The sequence below is a fragment of the Deinococcus radiopugnans ATCC 19172 genome (assembly GCF_006335125.1).
GTDB lineage: Bacteria > Deinococcota > Deinococci > Deinococcales > Deinococcaceae > Deinococcus > Deinococcus radiopugnans.
In genome coordinates, this window is record NZ_VDMO01000025.1 from 36370 (window position 1) to 51452 (window position 15083).

The 15083-nt window shown below is 64.8% G+C and carries 13 protein-coding genes and 2 pseudogenes; 2 read left to right on the forward strand and 13 right to left on the reverse strand.

The annotated features are described in order from the left end of the window. Positions 1-151: 151 nt before the first annotated feature. From FHR04_RS17325 to FHR04_RS17355, 6 genes and pseudogenes are all read right to left on the reverse strand, one after another. A complete protein-coding gene (locus FHR04_RS17325) occupies positions 152-1798 on the reverse strand; it encodes a catalase (protein WP_211344213.1) in 1647 nt (548 codons plus the stop codon). A 70-nt stretch (positions 1799-1868) separates the two neighbouring features. After that, the gene (locus FHR04_RS17330) at positions 1869-2408 is read right to left on the reverse strand and encodes a Dps family protein (RefSeq protein WP_139404490.1); all 540 of its coding nucleotides are present in this window, start codon (positions 2406-2408) and stop codon (positions 1869-1871) included. 158 nt (positions 2409-2566) lie between these two features. After that, a complete protein-coding gene (locus FHR04_RS17335) occupies positions 2567-2965 on the reverse strand; it encodes a hypothetical protein (protein WP_139404491.1) in 399 nt (132 codons plus the stop codon). 277 nt (positions 2966-3242) lie between these two features. Beyond that, a pseudogene (locus FHR04_RS21710) lies at positions 3243-3657 on the reverse strand (hypothetical protein); the annotation flags it as partial. Between the two features lie 167 nt (positions 3658-3824). Next, a complete protein-coding gene (locus FHR04_RS17350) occupies positions 3825-6887 on the reverse strand; it encodes a DUF11 domain-containing protein (RefSeq protein WP_139404492.1) in 3063 nt (1020 codons plus the stop codon). 399 nt (positions 6888-7286) lie between these two features. Next, positions 7287-7403 (reverse strand): annotated as a pseudogene (locus tag FHR04_RS17355) (IS4 family transposase); the annotation flags it as partial. A 537-nt stretch (positions 7404-7940) separates the two neighbouring features. On the opposite strand from FHR04_RS17355, the gene FHR04_RS17360 reads away from it, so the two are divergent. Continuing rightward, positions 7941-8171, forward strand: a complete 231-nt coding sequence (locus FHR04_RS17360) for an MliC family protein (protein ID WP_139404493.1) — start codon at positions 7941-7943, stop codon at positions 8169-8171. On the opposite strand, the gene FHR04_RS17365 is transcribed toward FHR04_RS17360, so the two are convergent. The 7 genes from FHR04_RS17365 to FHR04_RS17395 all read right to left on the reverse strand — a co-directional run bounded on the left by FHR04_RS17365 (position 8168) and on the right by FHR04_RS17395 (position 13711). Next, entirely contained in the window at positions 8168-9370 is a 1203-nt protein-coding gene (locus tag FHR04_RS17365) for an ATP-binding protein (protein ID WP_249039192.1), read from the reverse strand. The two genes, FHR04_RS17360 and FHR04_RS17365, sit on opposite strands and share 4 nt — an antisense overlap. 41 nt (positions 9371-9411) lie before the next feature. Next, positions 9412-10104 carry a response regulator gene (locus tag FHR04_RS17370; RefSeq protein ID WP_139404495.1) on the reverse strand — a complete coding sequence of 231 codons (693 nt, stop codon included), beginning with the start codon at positions 10102-10104 and terminating at the stop codon, positions 9412-9414. Between the two features lie 72 nt (positions 10105-10176). Next, entirely contained in the window at positions 10177-10773 is a 597-nt protein-coding gene (locus FHR04_RS17375; protein WP_249039193.1) for a DoxX family protein, read from the reverse strand. 11 nt (positions 10774-10784) lie between these two features. Further along, positions 10785-11162, reverse strand: coding sequence for a hypothetical protein (locus FHR04_RS17380; protein WP_139404496.1), 378 nt, complete (start codon positions 11160-11162; stop codon positions 10785-10787). Between the two features lie 82 nt (positions 11163-11244). Next, positions 11245-11979 (reverse strand): ABC transporter ATP-binding protein, encoded by a 735-nt coding sequence (locus FHR04_RS17385; RefSeq protein ID WP_139404497.1) that lies wholly within the window; start codon positions 11977-11979, stop codon positions 11245-11247. A gap of 82 nt (positions 11980-12061) precedes the next feature. Continuing rightward, positions 12062-13144, reverse strand: coding sequence for an ABC transporter permease (locus FHR04_RS17390; RefSeq protein ID WP_139404498.1), 1083 nt, complete (start codon positions 13142-13144; stop codon positions 12062-12064). A gap of 105 nt (positions 13145-13249) precedes the next feature. Beyond that, complete coding sequence (locus tag FHR04_RS17395) at positions 13250-13711, reverse strand: SHOCT domain-containing protein (RefSeq protein ID WP_139404499.1); 462 nt, start codon at positions 13709-13711, stop codon at positions 13250-13252. A 507-nt stretch (positions 13712-14218) separates the two neighbouring features. Between FHR04_RS17395 and FHR04_RS17400 the strand changes: the two genes are divergently transcribed. Next, the gene (locus FHR04_RS17400; protein WP_139404500.1) at positions 14219-14512 is read left to right on the forward strand and encodes a hypothetical protein; all 294 of its coding nucleotides are present in this window, start codon (positions 14219-14221) and stop codon (positions 14510-14512) included. The last annotated feature ends 571 nt before the right edge of the window (positions 14513-15083 follow it).

The following is a 15083-nucleotide window of genomic DNA, read 5'->3' on the forward strand; positions in this document are numbered from 1 at the left end:
TTGGAAACACCTAGAAATCCGAGGGGGAGGAGCAGCGTCCTCATGGGCGTCTGTCCGCGACGATAGCGAGAAAGAGAAAAACATCCCTCCGGACGTGGAGTGTAGGAACCGGCGCTCTCCCGGTTCCTACACGAAACAAACGGAATCCGTATCAGTCGTCGGCCCCCACGGTCTGCTGGGCCTGTCCCGACAGCGGACCGCCCGCCGCGTGGGTGTGGTCCTCTTTCAAGATCGTCTCGATCTGCGGCCTGGCCTTCATTTCCGGCTTCTCCAGACTGGCGCGCACACCCGCGCCCAATCGGGCGTCCACCTTGTCCAGTTGGGCCAGATACCGCCCCTGGATAAAGTCAGGGGCCGCGCCCAGATGGCGGGCGAAATTGTCGTGCATGCGGGCCTGTTCCTCTGAGCGCATCAGGCGGTACAGCGCGCCCGGCTGGGCGAAGTAGTCCTCGTCGGTGTCGGGCCAGCCGTAGCGGTCTGCGCGGCTGCCCACCGTGATCGGGGGTTCTGCGGCTTCCCCGCCGTCCTGCACCGGACCACCGAATGAGTTGGGTTCATAGACGGGCATGCCGCCGAAGTTGCCGTCAAAACGCAACTGGCCGTCCCGGTGGTAGGTCTGCACTGGCGAGACGGCCTGATTCAGATTCACAGGCAGCGCGGCGTAGTTGGCCCCGATCCGGTAGCGGTGCGCGTCGGCGTAGCTCATCAGGCGGGCCTGCAGCATCTTGTCGGGGCTGAAGCCAAACCCTCGCGGCGCGTTGCTGGGCTCAAAGGCGGCCTGCTCGATCTGCGCGAAGTAGTTGTCCGGGTTCTCGTTCAACTCGAATTCGCCCACGTCCATCAATGGGTAATCGGCGTGCGGCCAGGTCTTGGTGAGATCAAAAGGATCGAGGTGATAGGTCTCGGCATCGGCCTCCGGCATCACCTGGAGGCTGACCTTCCACTTCGGGTACTCGCCGCGCTCGATGGCCTCAAACAGGTCTTGCAGGTAAAAGTCCGGGTTCTGCCCGGCAATCTCCATCGCCTCGGGTTCCATCAGGTTCTGGATGCCCTGCTGGGTGTGAAAGTGCCACTTGACGTACACGCGCTCGCCCTGAGCGTTCCACAGACTGTAGGTGTGGCTGGAGTAGCCGTTCATGTGGCGGTGGCTGCGCGGAATGCCCCGGTCCCCGAACATGTAGACCACCTGATGCATGGACTCGGGGCGCAGGCTCCAGAAGTCGAACATCATCGTTTCGCTGCGGCGGTGCGTGACCGGGTGGCGTTTCTGGCTGTGAATGAAGTCCTGGAATTTCAGGCCGTCACGCACAAAGAAGACCGGCGTGTTGTTGCCCACCATGTCCCAGTTGCCATCCTCGGTATAGAACTTCAATGAGAAGCCACGCGGATCGCGCACGGTGTCGGCAAAGCCGCGCTCCCCAGCCACCTGCGAGAAGCGGGCCAGCATCCGGCATTCGGTGCCTTCCTTTTGAAACAGCTTCGCCACCGTCAATTCAGGAATGGCGCGGGTCACGCGAAAAGTGCCGAACGCGCCTGTCCCCTTGGCGTGAACGACGCGCTCGGGGACGCGTTCACGGTTAAACAGCGCCATGCGCTCCAGCAGGTGATGGTCCTGAAGCAGCACTGGACCGTCCTTGCCGGCCGTCAGGGAATTCTGGTTGTCGGCCACCGGATTGCCCGCCGCGTTGGTCAGCCGGGTCTGGCCCTGCTTGGGGGCCTGCATGTCGGTGGGTTCGCTGGGTTTATAAACCTCGCTCTGTGTGGCCTTATTGTTGGTGGCCTTGCTGTCCTCACTCATGGGAAGACTCCTCGTGGTGCTGCCGGGGCAGCCGACACCTGGGGAAATGCGGAAGAGGCGGGCGTCAGAATTATCTGGTGTGCTCTCCGCCCTGCGCGGCTTCGAACAGGAACCAGATGCGCCGCTCGGTCTCGTCAATCAACACTTCCAGCAGGCTGGAGGTGGCGTAATCGCGGGCGTCGTCACAGGTTTCGTGGGCGGCGCGCATGCTGGCGGCAATGCCCTGGTTGTCGGCCATCAACTCACGCAGCATGTCCAGCGGGGCCACGAAGTCGGCGTTGTTGTCCTGCACGGTCTGAAGGCCCGAGATGTGCGAGACCGAGCGCAACGTGGTGCCGCCCAGTTTGCGGACGCGTTCGGCCAGTGGATCGGTGGAGGCCAGCAGTTGCCCGGCCTGCTCGTCAAACAGCAGGTGATAGTCGCGGAAATGGCTGCCAGAGAGATGCCAGTGAAAGTTCTTGGTCTTGAGGTACACGGCATAGGCGTCGGCGATGATCGGGTTGATGGCCTCAACGATTTTCTGCACGCCGTCAGCCTTGAGGTCTGTGGGCGTCTTCAGGGCGTCGGGGGCGGGATAGGCGGCGGTCTTGCTGGAGTCGTTCTGGGTCATGGAAATCTCCTTAGAGTGGGGCGAGGGCTACGGTCGGTCAGAGACGGCGTGGGCGACTGGCCTCAACTCTGATGGGCGCCCTGGACCACGGAATGAGAGATGGAGAAGTGCAGAGGCCTCCATTGAGCATGGGTGAAGCCAATCGTTGGCTGCCTGGGTCAGTGAACGGCGGAATTGATCCCCTGGATGGCGGGCGCTGGGCGGCGCAACTGGATGACGCTCAGCACCACGAAAGCCACTTCCAGGATCAGGGCGATGATTCCGGAGGGTTCGGCCCAGTTGCCGATGTCATCCTTCGCGTTGGGCAGGCCGGTGGTGCGGGTCAGGACGTAGAAGACGATGGCCCCCGCAGAGATCAGCAGACCCAGGCCATAGCCGTTTTTCCAGTGCGAACTCAGCAGCCAGGCTCCCGCCGCTGCGCAACCGGCCACCAACAAAATGTACAGCCAGCCCAGATACGCCGTTTCATCCAGCTTGTCGGGGATATCCCTGAAGTGAATGAAGCCGATGCCGGCCAGCAGGAGCACGCCGGTCCAATGGTCCTGAAGATATTTCATACCCCTCCTTGTAGGGCGGCAAACCATCGGGCTCCAACAAGTTGGGCCTCACTCGCCGCGCCACACGCATCCACCAAAACCGCTGGGACACGATGTATTCCAGGCCCAGGGTGTTACGCGGGGGTTAGATTCCAGCCTCGCTTAAGATCGGCTCTACAGATCATGAGGTTGAGTGACGCAGACCAGGAGTGTGCCAGACGAGGGGGCAGTTTGGGCATGCCCTCCGATGACAACCCTATGATCCTGACGGGCTGTTTTTCTGAGCATGGCCACCAGACAAATGGGCCGCAGGGCCACTGTTCCCCTGATGCGGCAAGATGGACCACACCAGGGGAATGACCGCGCCACCGAGGAGCGCCCCCAGCATCAGGATGTGGGGGGCGTCTGGTCGTCGTGCCAGGTGCGGGCACGCGTCCTGATGGGGAGGACTCGCCCCATACGGGTGCTCTCTCACGACGACAGTCTGTTCTGCCCATGAAGATGTGGTCCAGGATCAGGGTCAGTCGGCCGTCGGGACGAAGAGGCAGCAGGACGTCATTGACGTCCCGCGGCGTGAGAGGCGCGACGTGGAACACCCGCGCCACGGTGCGGATCTTCGATTCAAGCGTGGCGTCCCGGGACAGCTGGAGCGCGATCTTGCGGCGCCGCGTGGATTCGGCCTGAAGCCACGCCAGGCGCATTGCAGCCAGACGACAAAAGGACACTAGTGCGCCGGCAGACAGTGGGGCGGCCTCTGAGTCTGTGACCCAGAGACCGCCCTTTGCCATGCCGCACTGCGTTCGGGACGCCCTTGCCCGCGAAGCGTCAGATGCTCAGGACGTCACCGTACCCCATGGCCGCCTTCTGGACAACGCGGAACTCAGTCCGTGATAAAGGTGTGCTCGCTGTCGTCCAGCGTGCGGCCGTTGCCCTGGTCCCAGGTCATGGAGCTGCGGAACAGATCGTCACCCTTCTGGCTGGCCACGACGCCGAACTCGATCCCGATGCGCTCGCCAGGATCCATCTGGTTCACGTGGAAGCGGAAGCTGCGCCCATCGGCACTGGGCTGGGCCGTCACCGTCGAATTACCGAACGTCACCGTCCAGGTGGCCGGGTTCCGCAGATCAATCTGGTGAAGCTGCAACCCGGCGCCGGGGTTCCCGCTCTGGAAGTCGTTCCAGAACCCGAGGTAGATCGACGAGCTGTTCTGCAGGTTGGCCATCTTGGGCAGGGCGGTGTTAATAAAGACGTTGGTCGCGGGTGCGATGCCCTCGTTGTCGTAGTACATGTCGTACACGTACCGCGAGCCCACCGGGTACGCGTCCGTGCCGTCGTCGCGGGCAAATTCCTGGGCGGAGTAGACGTGATCCCACAGGTCCCGGCCCCAGGCCGGCTTCCCGACGATATCCACGCTGTCGCAGCTTTCGAGGAAGTTGCGGCCCCGGTCCAGGGCGTACGGATTGGACAGGGTGCCTGCCGGGCCCTCGAACTGCAGGTATTCGCCCCGGTTGCCCCGGAAGAGCTGGTTGAGGTTCCAGCCGAACAGCCGCACGCAGTTGAGATTTTCATTGCCCACGATCTCGCCGCGCAGCGACAGTGCAATGGTGCGCGAGCTGCCGTTCAGCAGGGTGCCCAGGTTCAGGCCGATGCGGCGGTCATTGGCGTTGGTCTGGTCAAAGCGTTCGAGCGCAATGATGTTGCCTTGCTCGTCGCGGGCCACCGGGCCGCTGAACGCGGGGCCGTAGGTGTCTTCGATCCGCGCCTGGTGCAGGAAGCCTTCCTGTTTGTACTCGTTCGGGAAGCGGCTCTTGAGCTGGGCGTAGGCCTCGCGGATGCGCGGGTCGAGTTCGCCGGACTTCGAGCGGTCGAAGTTCTCCACCTTGATCTGGAACGTGGCCTGCTGGTTGGTCGTGACCTCCCGGTCCAGGGCCGTCTTGGTGATGCGCGCGACCGGACGCACCACGTTGATGTACTTGTACGAGTCGACTTCGGCGGCATTGCTGGCCGATGCCTTGGCGCGGTTCTTGATGTCGTAGGGGTCCTGGTACTCGTCGTTCAGGTTCGCCACCGTCTCGGGCGGCGTCAGGCCGTAGGCGCCCCGCAGGCCACTCACCGGATCGGCGTTGCCGTCGCGGTCGTTGTCGTTCCAGGCGTAGCCGGGCTTCTGGCGTGCATAGACGTCGATGCTGATCCGCACCTCCGCGCCCGCGGCCAGGTCACCGATCTCGTTGAAGTCGATGGTGTGCGTGTTCAGGTCGTAATCGGCTGCCACCGTGCCCACGGTCGCGCCGGCCGCATCGACCAGTCGGGCGCTGCCCAGCACGTAGCCCAGTTCGGCCGGCAGCTCGTCGCGCACCGTCACGCTGCGCGCGGCCGTGCCCGAGGTGTTGCGCAGCCGGATCTGATAGGTGTAGGTCTTGCCGACCGTGAAGTTGTCCTCGCCGCCAGCCGTGCGGTTGCCGTCGTCCAGCCGGGGCGGCAGGTTCACGTCGTCGGGGGCGTAGGGATCGTGCCCCGCGCCGCTGAAGCCGGTCCAGGTGATGATGCTCGGTCCGGTCTTCTCGATCTCCAGCGTCGCGCCGCTGAAGGTCTTGGTGAAGAGATAGCTCTTGAGCAAGAAGTCGTAGTCGGTGTTGCCGTAGCTGACGCGGTAGTGGTAGTCGGCCCGCACATTTGCGGTCAGCGGCAGCTCCTGCGCCTTCAGATCAAGGGCAGGCCGCAGATAGACGTTCTGGCCGCCATTGGCCCTCACGCTGCCTGCCCCGCTGATGGCGCTGGCGTTGGTGGTCAGGAACAGGCGCTGGAGATCGGATTCCTGGCCCGTGACGGGTTCCAGCGTGTACTCCATGTAGCCTGGGAACGGACCGCTGCCCACGGGATAGGGGCCAGTCTGGGGCTGCTTTTCAAAAGCGACGGTGCCGAAGCTGTGAACGCGCTGGTTGGTGTTGAACCAGTTGTTCTCGAAAGAGCCGACGTTGCCGCCCAGGCGCTGCTTGGTGCCGATCGTGTCGGTGGCCCCGAAGCTGGTGTCGCCACGGTAATACAGGTGGCTCATGTTGGTGAAGAACATCTTGAATTCCGCGAGCGCGGCGCTGGCCGGCGCGTCGCCCGGCTCGCTCGCGCTGACCACGAATTTCACGGGGGTATTCGTCTGGGGGGCGCTGGTGGCGTAGACAGTGAAGCGCACCACGCCGTCGGCGTCCGAGAACGCCGTGGCCATCAACGACTGGAGTTTCAGGCCGGGGACGCTGTTGGCCCCGGCACGCACATGACCCGCGACGACGCTGACCGAGTCGCTGTCGGCCGAGACGTTCACGCGGGCGCCGGGCACCGGCGCACCGGCCGCGTCACGCACGATCATCTGCACCAGGACCGGTTCCTCGGTCTGTGCGGCGAACAGCATCACGTCCTTGTTGTCGTTCTTTTCTTTCAGGCCCATGAACGCGGCCCCGTCGACGTCCTTGACCGGCGTGTCACCGTTCAGGGCGATGCTGGCGACCTCCTGCTGGGCCACCTGGGACGCACGGTACTCCAGGGTCACCGCCATGTTCTTGTTCGCTGAGCAGTCGAGGCTGACCGACTGCGGCGTGTTGGGCGCGTCGTACCCCTGCATCTTGTGGCCGGTGACGGTGTACTTGCCCGCCAGGAAGGTGGCCGAGAGCTTCTGGCCCGCGACCGCCGTGCCGGAGAAGACGGTCTTCCCTGAGGCGTTCTGCACGCTGACTGGGGCGGCCGCGCTGCCCGCCGCCCCGGCGACGTTCTTCAGATTGACCGTGAGCGTGGCGCAGCCATCGACGGAGGGCGGCAACACCACCGGGGGCTGCTGCGCGCCCGGCGGCACGCTGGCCTCTGGTGCGGGTTTGGGAGACGGCGCGGTGGTGTTGCAGGCCGCCAGAAGGAGGGCGCCGGTGAGCGACAACGCGAGAGATTTGGAATGGTGCATACTAAAACCCCCCCCCTCCCCATCCATGAGCATTCTGTGTCGGCGACATGAGCCAGCACCGACGCCAATGAAAATCGGTGGCGTCTCTCATGAATTGAAAGATCCAGATAGTTCCTCGAATCGAGTGAACGAACGGCCGCCGGAGCCCACATTCTGCTCAGAGAATGCCCATAGGTCGGGGTTAACCAGGGGAAAACTTCACGGTCACCTCCCTGTCATGTTTCTTAGATTGCAAGGACACTGTAAGATTCTTAACAGATTAAATGGTGAGAGGGTCAGTTATAAAATTTACTCTTATCGCATAAATCTTTCATCTTCCATGTTGTGGCTTGGCTTTCCTGAGCAACCGACACTCGGGTAATTGACGTGCCGATGGGCAGGAAGGGCATTACGGGCAGCCCAAGGCAATCCCACCAGGATCAGGGTCAGTTTGCCGTCGGGGAGAAGTGGGAGCAGGACGTCATTGACGTCCTGCGGCGTGAGAGGCGCGACGTGGAAGATCCGCGCCATGGTGCGGATCTTCGCTCAGTCCCCGACAGTTTTCGAGGGACTTGAAATATGTCGTCCAGCACGCGAGAACAGAGCGCATCTTCCGCTGCCCTGAAATCGTTGATGGTGTGCTTCGGCTCTCACCTCCCGGCCTACCGCAAAAATCGGGCGGAGCTGCTCGCTCTGCTCGTCCTGACGTTGATCTGGATGAGGTTCTCCCCTCGGTCGGTCCAGTCCAATTGCACTTGAACCGTAGCTCTGAGGCGCCCCCAGGGACAACTGCAGTTATCGCCGGGGTCTGACTTCTGGTCATTGGCCTGACCACGAAGGCGTCGCGCTAACCTGATCGACGGGTCTTCTACGCCTCCCACCATCAGCGGATCTGCCCCCACCTGACAAAGGGCTGTTGATGAGGGACTTGTCCAGGGTTGACCTGCGTCGCCCTGGTGACGGCCAGCGCGGGTGGAGCCGGTGTCCCCCCGTGGCTCCTGAGCGAAGCTACTCTCACACCTGCAATATAGGCAAAAAAATTAGCGTGGTGGATGTCGCTTACGGCATGGCCCCATGTTCGCCGTCTTGAAGTGGACCGGCGTGAACTCCGGCTTGGCTGAGACGATCAGTGCCAGCGGTGCGCGGTACGCGGGCCTGAGCGGCCCAGCGGACGCGCGCGGCGGTCTGGAATGGTGGGAACGTCAGGGCGAGGCGACCCTCAGCACCTTCGTGAACGGCGACACGACAAAGACGCAGGCGCTGCTCACGGGCGGCAAAACAAACTGGGCGTGCTGGTCGTTCTAGGTCAGCTCTTCTGTCACCGCCGGAAAGCGGAGCGTGAACTCCGCCCCGCCCGCCGGGTGATTGCGCGCCGTGATGGTGCCGCCCTGCGCCTCGGTCAGCGCACGGGTAATCGCCAGGCCCAGGCCGCTGCTGGCCCGTCCGCCGGGGTCGCGGCTGCGGCTGGCGTCGGCGCGGTAAAAACGCTCGAAAGCGCGCGACAGGTCGTCAGGCTGAAACCCAGGCCCGTGATCGCGGATGGTCAGAACCGCCCCCGTTCCGTCCCAGTGCGCTGACAGGTTCACCGGGGCGGGGGCGGCGTAGCGCAGGGCGTTGTCCAAGATGTTCTGGAGGGTTTGCCTCAGCCGGTCCGGGTCAGCAGTGAAGGGCACGGGGGCGGAGGCGTTGACCGTCAAGGTGACCCCCGCCTCTGCGGCTCGCAGGGCATAGGCGTCAGCCAGGGCCTGCAGGACTTCACTCCCATCCACAGGCGTGGGGGTCAGCGTGATCGCGCCGCTCTCGGCCAGCGACAACAGCCGGAGGTCCGTGACCAGGCGGGCCAGCAGCAGCACCTCGCCGTGCAGTCGGGCCAGCGCCGCCGCGTCGGTGGGCTGCACGCCGTCCTGCATGGCCTCGATCTCGGAGCGCAGCACCGCCAGCGGCGTGCGCAGGTCGTGGGCGATGTCGGCCATCAGTCCCCGCCGCCACGCTTCCTGATGGGCCAGGGCCGTGGTGAGGTCGTTGAATGCGCCGGTCAGGTCACGCACCTCGTCATGGCGGCGGGGCAGCGGCAACTGCACGTCGCGCGCCCCGGCCTGCAGGCGGCCCGCACCGTCCACCAGCCGGGACAGCGGGCGCGTGAGCTGCCGCGTGACCAGTCCGGCCACGATCACGGCCACCAGCGCGCTGAACACCGCCGAACGCACCGCGCTGCCGATGATCCGACGCCGGGCGTCGCGCGCCACGAGTTCGTGTGCCGTGAGTGGTGCCGAGGGATTGGCGTGCCGCCCCCCGTCCCACAGGGAACCGAGGCCCAGTTCCGGATTGAGCCGGTCGATCACCCGGAACGCCGAATTGACCGTGCCCGAGGTGGTGACCGCCACCGCCAGCACCGCCACCAGCGCGAACATGCGGGTCAGGCGGCCGCGCAGGCCGCCGCGACGCTCGCGCTTTTTGCCCCGCCCGCGCCCACCTGACCCGCGCCGTGTCGGGCGGCCCTCCAAACGTTTTCCGACGTCAGGCCGGACGGGACCCGGTCCCACCCTCATCCTTCCAGGCGCAGGCGGTAGCCCGCGCCGCGCACCGTGTCCAGCAGCTCGGCGTGTTCGCCGAGCTTGCGGCGCAGGTTCTTGACGTGGGCGTCCACCGCGCGCTCGTCGGTGCCGCGTTCCAGCGCGCCCAGCGCGGACAGCAGTTCGGCCCGCGTCCTCACCACGCCCGGCGTGCGGGCCAGGGCCGAGAGCAGGCGGACCTCGGCCACCGTCACGTCCAGCGCCTCACCGTTCACGCGGACCTCGAAGGCGGCGGTGTCCACGCTCAGCGGCCCGGCGTGGTGCAGCGTCGGCAGGCCGAACCCGCCGCCTGCACCGGCCGCGCCTCCAGCGCGGCGCAGCACGGCCTTGACGCGGGCCACCACCTCGCGTGGGCTGTACGGCTTGACCACGTAGTCGTCCGCGCCGATGCCCAGGCCCACCAGCCGGTCCACTTCCTCGTCGCGGGCCGTCATCATAATGATCGGCAGCGCGGACTCGGCACGGACGCGGCGGGCCACCTCCAGGCCGTCCAGGCCGGGCAGCATCAGGTCCAGCAGCATCAGGGCGGGGCGGGCCGCGCGCCACAGCTCCAGCGCGCGCGGGCCGGTCATGGCGCGCTCGGTGACGTAGCCCTCGCGGCGCAGGTACTCCTCCAGGATGTCGCCCAGCCGGGCCTCGTCTTCCACGATCAGAATGGTGGTCATGTGCGCCGTGCCTCCTTGAGCTGTCGTGAGGTGCCACTTCGGTGGGTCAAGTCGGGTGGGCGGAAGGGGATTTTATTCCTCGGGGTCCTGATGAAAGCGCCGCCGAAAGCGTTCGTGCACCCGTTGGGTGTGTTCGGCGGTCTCGGCGGCCTGGGCATCGTAGATCAGCCTGCCGCCGCGCGCGGTTGCGCCCACCACCAGGGCCGCTGCCACCAGCACCAGATTCTTGATGATGTACTGGCCTTCCAGATTGGGCACCCACGGCATGATCTTGAAGGTCTCGCCGGGAAACAGAATCAGGGGCATGAAAGTTCCGGCCATCTGTGCCAGCAACAGCAGCAGGGTGGCGGGCAGAAAACGCCCGGAGAGCAGCCCCAGTCCGATCAGGCATTCCCACGTGGCCAGGACGGGCAGGCTGACCTGCGCCCCAACGGTGCCGAAGGTCAGGGCCGAGATGGTGTTGGTGGCGAGATCCTGCGCCACGCTGAGGCCGGGAAAGAACTTCTGCGCGCCGAACCACACGAAGACCACGCCCAGCGCCAGGCGCAGCAGGGTGATGCCGTGCTGCGCCGCCCAGCCCAGCCCACGCAGTTGCAGGGCATGCAACTTCCAGGCCAGGGTGTCTCTCTGCGGGGTGGACTGGGGAGATACAGGTTGATCGGGAGCCATGCTCTTTCTCCTCAAGCCGCCACAGCCTGGCCCTTCAGCGCGCGGCCCGCGATGATCTCGGTCAGCGCGATGGCCCCGCCGCCCAGCAGCAGGTGAAAGACCTGGATGATCCAATGTAGGTCACCCGGCAGCAAGCGGAACTGCATGACCCCGATGGCGGGAACCACCAGGCTCCAGACGAGGGCCAGCCCCAGCAGCCCCGGCGCGACGCCCCGGCTGAAGCCGAGAACGGCCATCAGCAGCAGCGCAATCGAGACCAGAGAGCCCAGGCCCTGGTGGGCGCTGAGCAGGGCGGACCCGCTACCGCCCCAGAACGCCAGCCCCATGCCCAGGGCCACGATGCCGGCGATGCGAATGATCCAGCGAAGAAGAAGAATGGGATTGGTCATGGCAGCACTCCTTGAGCGGTCAGGCTGATGGGAATGGGTGGATAAAGAAGAAGGGCCTCGGTCAGGAAATGGGCGGGCCACCCTACTCCCGGAGCCGCCCGTCCACGATGCTCACCACGCGGTCACACAGGTCCAGCACACGCTCATCATGGGTGACCATCACGGCGGCCTTGCCGTGGGCATGCACCTGCTGGGCCAGCAACTCCACCACCTCACGGCCCCGCACGCTGTCCAGGCTGGCGGTGGGTTCATCGGCCAGGATCAGTTGCGGATCGTTCATCAGCGCGCGGGCGATGGCGACGCGCTGGCGCTGCCCACCGGACAGGGCGTCCGGGAAATGCCGGGCGCGTCCGGACAGGCCCAGCAACCGCAGCAGTTCTTCAGCCCGCTCTCGGGCGTCCCAGCCATCCTCACCGGCCAGGTGCGGCACCAGGGTGAGCTGCTCACGGACGTTCAGGTATGGAATCAGGTTGCTGCTCTGCAGCACAAAGCCCAGGTTCTTCAGCCGGAAGGCGGGCAGCCCCGCGTCGGACAGGGCCGTCAAATCCTGACCGGCGATCCTGACCTTCCCGCCTGTGGGCCGCAGCAGCGCCCCGGCAATCGACAGGAAGGTGCTTTTACCGCTGCCCGAGGGGCCGTTGATGGCCACCAGTTCGCCGGGCTGCACCACCAGGGTGGCTGGATGCAGGGCGGTGATGGTGCCGTCGCCGTCGCCGTAGGTCTTGCTGACGTCTTGAAGGACGAGGGTGGGGGTGAGCAGGGCGGAACTGGACGGAGAGCCGGGGGCGGTCTGCGGGCGGGGGGCGGTAAGGGTCATGGCGTACTCCTGAATTTGTTGGGAAAAAGGGCAAACGGTTGGTCAACAGGTCTGGACTATCTGGCTCAGGCCCCTGCATACGTCAGGTCACGGTGCCGATGGCGATCAGCGGATCTACCCTGGCGACGGTGCGCAGGCTCAGCAGGCTGCTCAGGGCGGCCACCACGATCAAGAGCGCCGAAGCGGAGAGCAGCGTGGGCAGCGTCAGCGCGAACGGAATGCCGGCGGGCAGCAGGGTCACGATGCCCAGGGTGACCAGGGCGGCGACGGCCACGGCGATGACGGTCAGGAACAGCATCTGCGCGACCAGACTGCCCGCCAGGGTGCGGGTGCTGGCCCCGATGGCCTTGAGCAGCCCGAACTGTGGGGTCTTTTGCAGGGTCAGAACGTAGAAGAACACGGCCATCACGAAGGCGGCCACCACCACCAGGAACACCTGAATCATCGTCAGGCTGCCCTGTTCTTCCTTGTAGCCGGGCAGCACTTGCAGCGCCTGGGCACGGGTCAGGACGCTGAGGCCATCCAGTTCAGCGATCCGGCTGGTCACATCGGCGTCGGTCTTGAGCGCCACGGCGCTCACACTGCCGCGCGTGCGGGGGTTGAGGGCCTGCCAGCGGTCCAGCGTCACGAACACCACCGGCTGATGGTTGAGCCGGGCCGCGTTGGTGAAGCCCAGTACCTTGAGCGTTTCGCCGCCGGGCTTGAGGGTCAGGGTGTCGCCCTCGTTCACGCCGTCTTCCTGAAGGGAGTGGTCCACCACAGCGCCGCTCACGCCCGCCGCGAGGCCCTGGCCGCTGGTGATCTTGGGGGCCATAAAGCCGGACGGATCCACGCCCAGCAGCACGCCGCTGAGCTGGGTGGCTTCAGTCCCACCGCTGAAGCTGGCAAAGCTCTGGGCCAGTGGGGTAACGGCGCTTTCGCCGATGGCAGTGATGCGCTCCACATCATCTGGACTGAGGAAGGAGCGGTTAAAGACGCCCGCCGCGTCGCGGGTGGTGACGAAGTGCCTGGCGGGGGTGTTGATCATCAGGGCCGCGCTGTCCTGGGCCAGCCCCCGGGTCAGGCCGGTGAGCATAAAGACCATAAAGGCGATCAGGGCGACGATGCCGCCGATCAGGGCGGAGCGGAAGCGGTAGTGCTGGAGTTCGCGCAGGGCAAGAAACATGGGTGATCCTCTGGGTGAAAGAAGGCGAGGCTTGAGGGGGAGGTTGGGCCGGGGCAGTCGAAGGCGGCGGGAAAGGGTGTTCTCCCCGCCGCCACTGGCCCTGAGTTACAGCTTCAGTCCGTCATCCCCGGAGTCCGGTTTGCTCAGGTCAGGCCCTTGCCGTTCGCCCTCACCGCTCAGCGTGCGGCGTAGCGTCTCATATTCGTCGGCGTTGATTTCCCCTCTGGCGTAGCGTTCGCGGACAATGCCCAGTGCGCCGTCGCTGAAAAACTGTTCGCGGGTCTGGCGGAACATGTCGTGCGGGTCCTCGCGCAGATTCCAGTCATCCTCGTGCGGTTCGGGAATTGCCGGGCCGCCTGCCGGGGTGGGGCGCTGCATCTGCCGCCTGGCCCAGCGGCGGCGCTTGTTCCCGGCCCTCAGGAACAGGAAGCCGCCGACGATCAGCAGCGGCAGCAGAAAGCCGGGGCCGCCGTGGGGGTGGCCGGAGCTGGGGCCATAGCCATACGGTGTCTGGATCATGGGCGTGGACTGGGCCTGCGGGCCGGGGGTATAAATGATGACATCCATGGGTGTTTCTCCTGTCGCAGAAGGTGGGCCATGCGGCGCGGCGCGGTTGAGTGCTTTGAAATAGAAGGTAGGTTCAGGTGCGTGAAGCGCACGGGGAGGGAATGTGAATCCTGCGTGAACGGCGCGGGTGGATGACCGGCAGATGGCGGGGGAACCTGGCAAATATCACTATCAGCGCAATAGAGGGGCATGATCGGCGCCTTCACCGAACTCTTCTTGTGCGTCAAACCGCCCTCCCCAAGGCGCTGTCGAGGGTGCCGGACGCCCCCCGAAACCGGCGGAAGCCCGACACTCCCGTAGGGTCCGGGACCCCGCCGCCGGTCCTGCCCAAAGAGAACCTCGCATCGAACAGATGTCCGGCATTCCGGCTGCGGTGCAGAGCCTCTACCGCTACACCACGCTGAGCGGATCCAAAGGCACCGCCGAGTCCAACAGCATCTCGGCCACGAATTCCACCACCTCAACGACAAGCACGAGATCGTTCACGGCTTTGATCTGCTCGGGACCATGTCGGGCGAGATCAGGTCTTCTGCCTTTCCTTCCGACAATCTGATCGGGTTCATCCAGCAGGTGGCGGGAATGAACGTCAACGCGATCATGTGCCCGAGTTACACCGTCAGCTTCTCCGAGAACGGCAATCAGCTCGGCCAGTGGCGCGACTGCGGTTCCGCCGGCAACGGTACTTCGGTCAGGTTCAACGTCACCGCGCTGAGAACGGATTTTCAGGGATACGGCGCTGGACTCGGCCTGACCTCTTTCCTTGTTCCGGTGATCTACGATAGTGCGCTTTCGCCAGGATGAAAGATGGCTCTTTCCGGGAATGGGCGGAGATCAGGGCCTTTTGCGTCGTCTCCTCAAAAGACGCACAAATCAAATCATGCTCGTGCCATACATCGTGATCAGGGCCAGCGGCCAGTCCAGAGCGCCCATCGAGGAGGTTATCGTGGGGCCGACGAGCGACTTTGGGCTGTCCCGGTCCAGTCTCCAGAATTTTCTGGAGAGACATGGCCATCATGGCGTCAAGATCACGTGCTCGGATATCCCATTTCGCTCCGGCTGAGCTGGGGTAAATCCTGGGCTGAGTTGGGCAATCATATGGACTCCGATTGAAAGGTATTAAAAACACCTGGAAATCCGAGCGAAGCGAGCAGGGGAAAAACGGGTTCTGGACGTGGAGCGTGGACATCGGAGCTGTCCCGATGTCTGTCGCGTTACAAACGGAATCCGTATCAGAGCTCAGTAGCCGACAACTTCATTTTTTAGTCGTCCCAGACGGCGGGAAGGTCACCTTCCGGTCTGTCCCTCGACAGAAACGAGAAATGGCGGTGTTTTGAGGTGTGAAGCCACCAAAACCCGCCGCCTCACAGGCTAC

Coding starts and splice junctions, on each gene's coding strand:
- FHR04_RS17375 (WP_249039193.1), bottom strand. CDS start 10,773: ATGGCTCCCGATCAACCTGTATCTCCCCAGTCCACCCCGCAGAGAGAC.
- FHR04_RS17380 (WP_139404496.1), bottom strand. CDS start 11,162: ATGACCAATCCCATTCTTCTTCTTCGCTGGATCATTCGCATCGCCGGC.
- FHR04_RS17335 (WP_139404491.1), bottom strand. CDS start 2,965: ATGAAATATCTTCAGGACCATTGGACCGGCGTGCTCCTGCTGGCCGGC.
- FHR04_RS17395 (WP_139404499.1), bottom strand. CDS start 13,711: ATGGATGTCATCATTTATACCCCCGGCCCGCAGGCCCAGTCCACGCCC.
- FHR04_RS17385 (WP_139404497.1), bottom strand. CDS start 11,979: ATGACCCTTACCGCCCCCCGCCCGCAGACCGCCCCCGGCTCTCCGTCC.
- FHR04_RS17360 (WP_139404493.1), top strand. CDS start 7,941: ATGTTCGCCGTCTTGAAGTGGACCGGCGTGAACTCCGGCTTGGCTGAG.
- FHR04_RS17330 (WP_139404490.1), bottom strand. CDS start 2,408: ATGACCCAGAACGACTCCAGCAAGACCGCCGCCTATCCCGCCCCCGAC.
- FHR04_RS17390 (WP_139404498.1), bottom strand. CDS start 13,144: ATGTTTCTTGCCCTGCGCGAACTCCAGCACTACCGCTTCCGCTCCGCC.
- FHR04_RS17400 (WP_139404500.1), top strand. CDS start 14,219: ATGTCGGGCGAGATCAGGTCTTCTGCCTTTCCTTCCGACAATCTGATC.
- FHR04_RS17370 (WP_139404495.1), bottom strand. CDS start 10,104: ATGACCACCATTCTGATCGTGGAAGACGAGGCCCGGCTGGGCGACATC.
- FHR04_RS17350 (WP_139404492.1), bottom strand. CDS start 6,887: ATGCACCATTCCAAATCTCTCGCGTTGTCGCTCACCGGCGCCCTCCTT.
- FHR04_RS17325 (WP_211344213.1), bottom strand. CDS start 1,798: ATGAGTGAGGACAGCAAGGCCACCAACAATAAGGCCACACAGAGCGAG.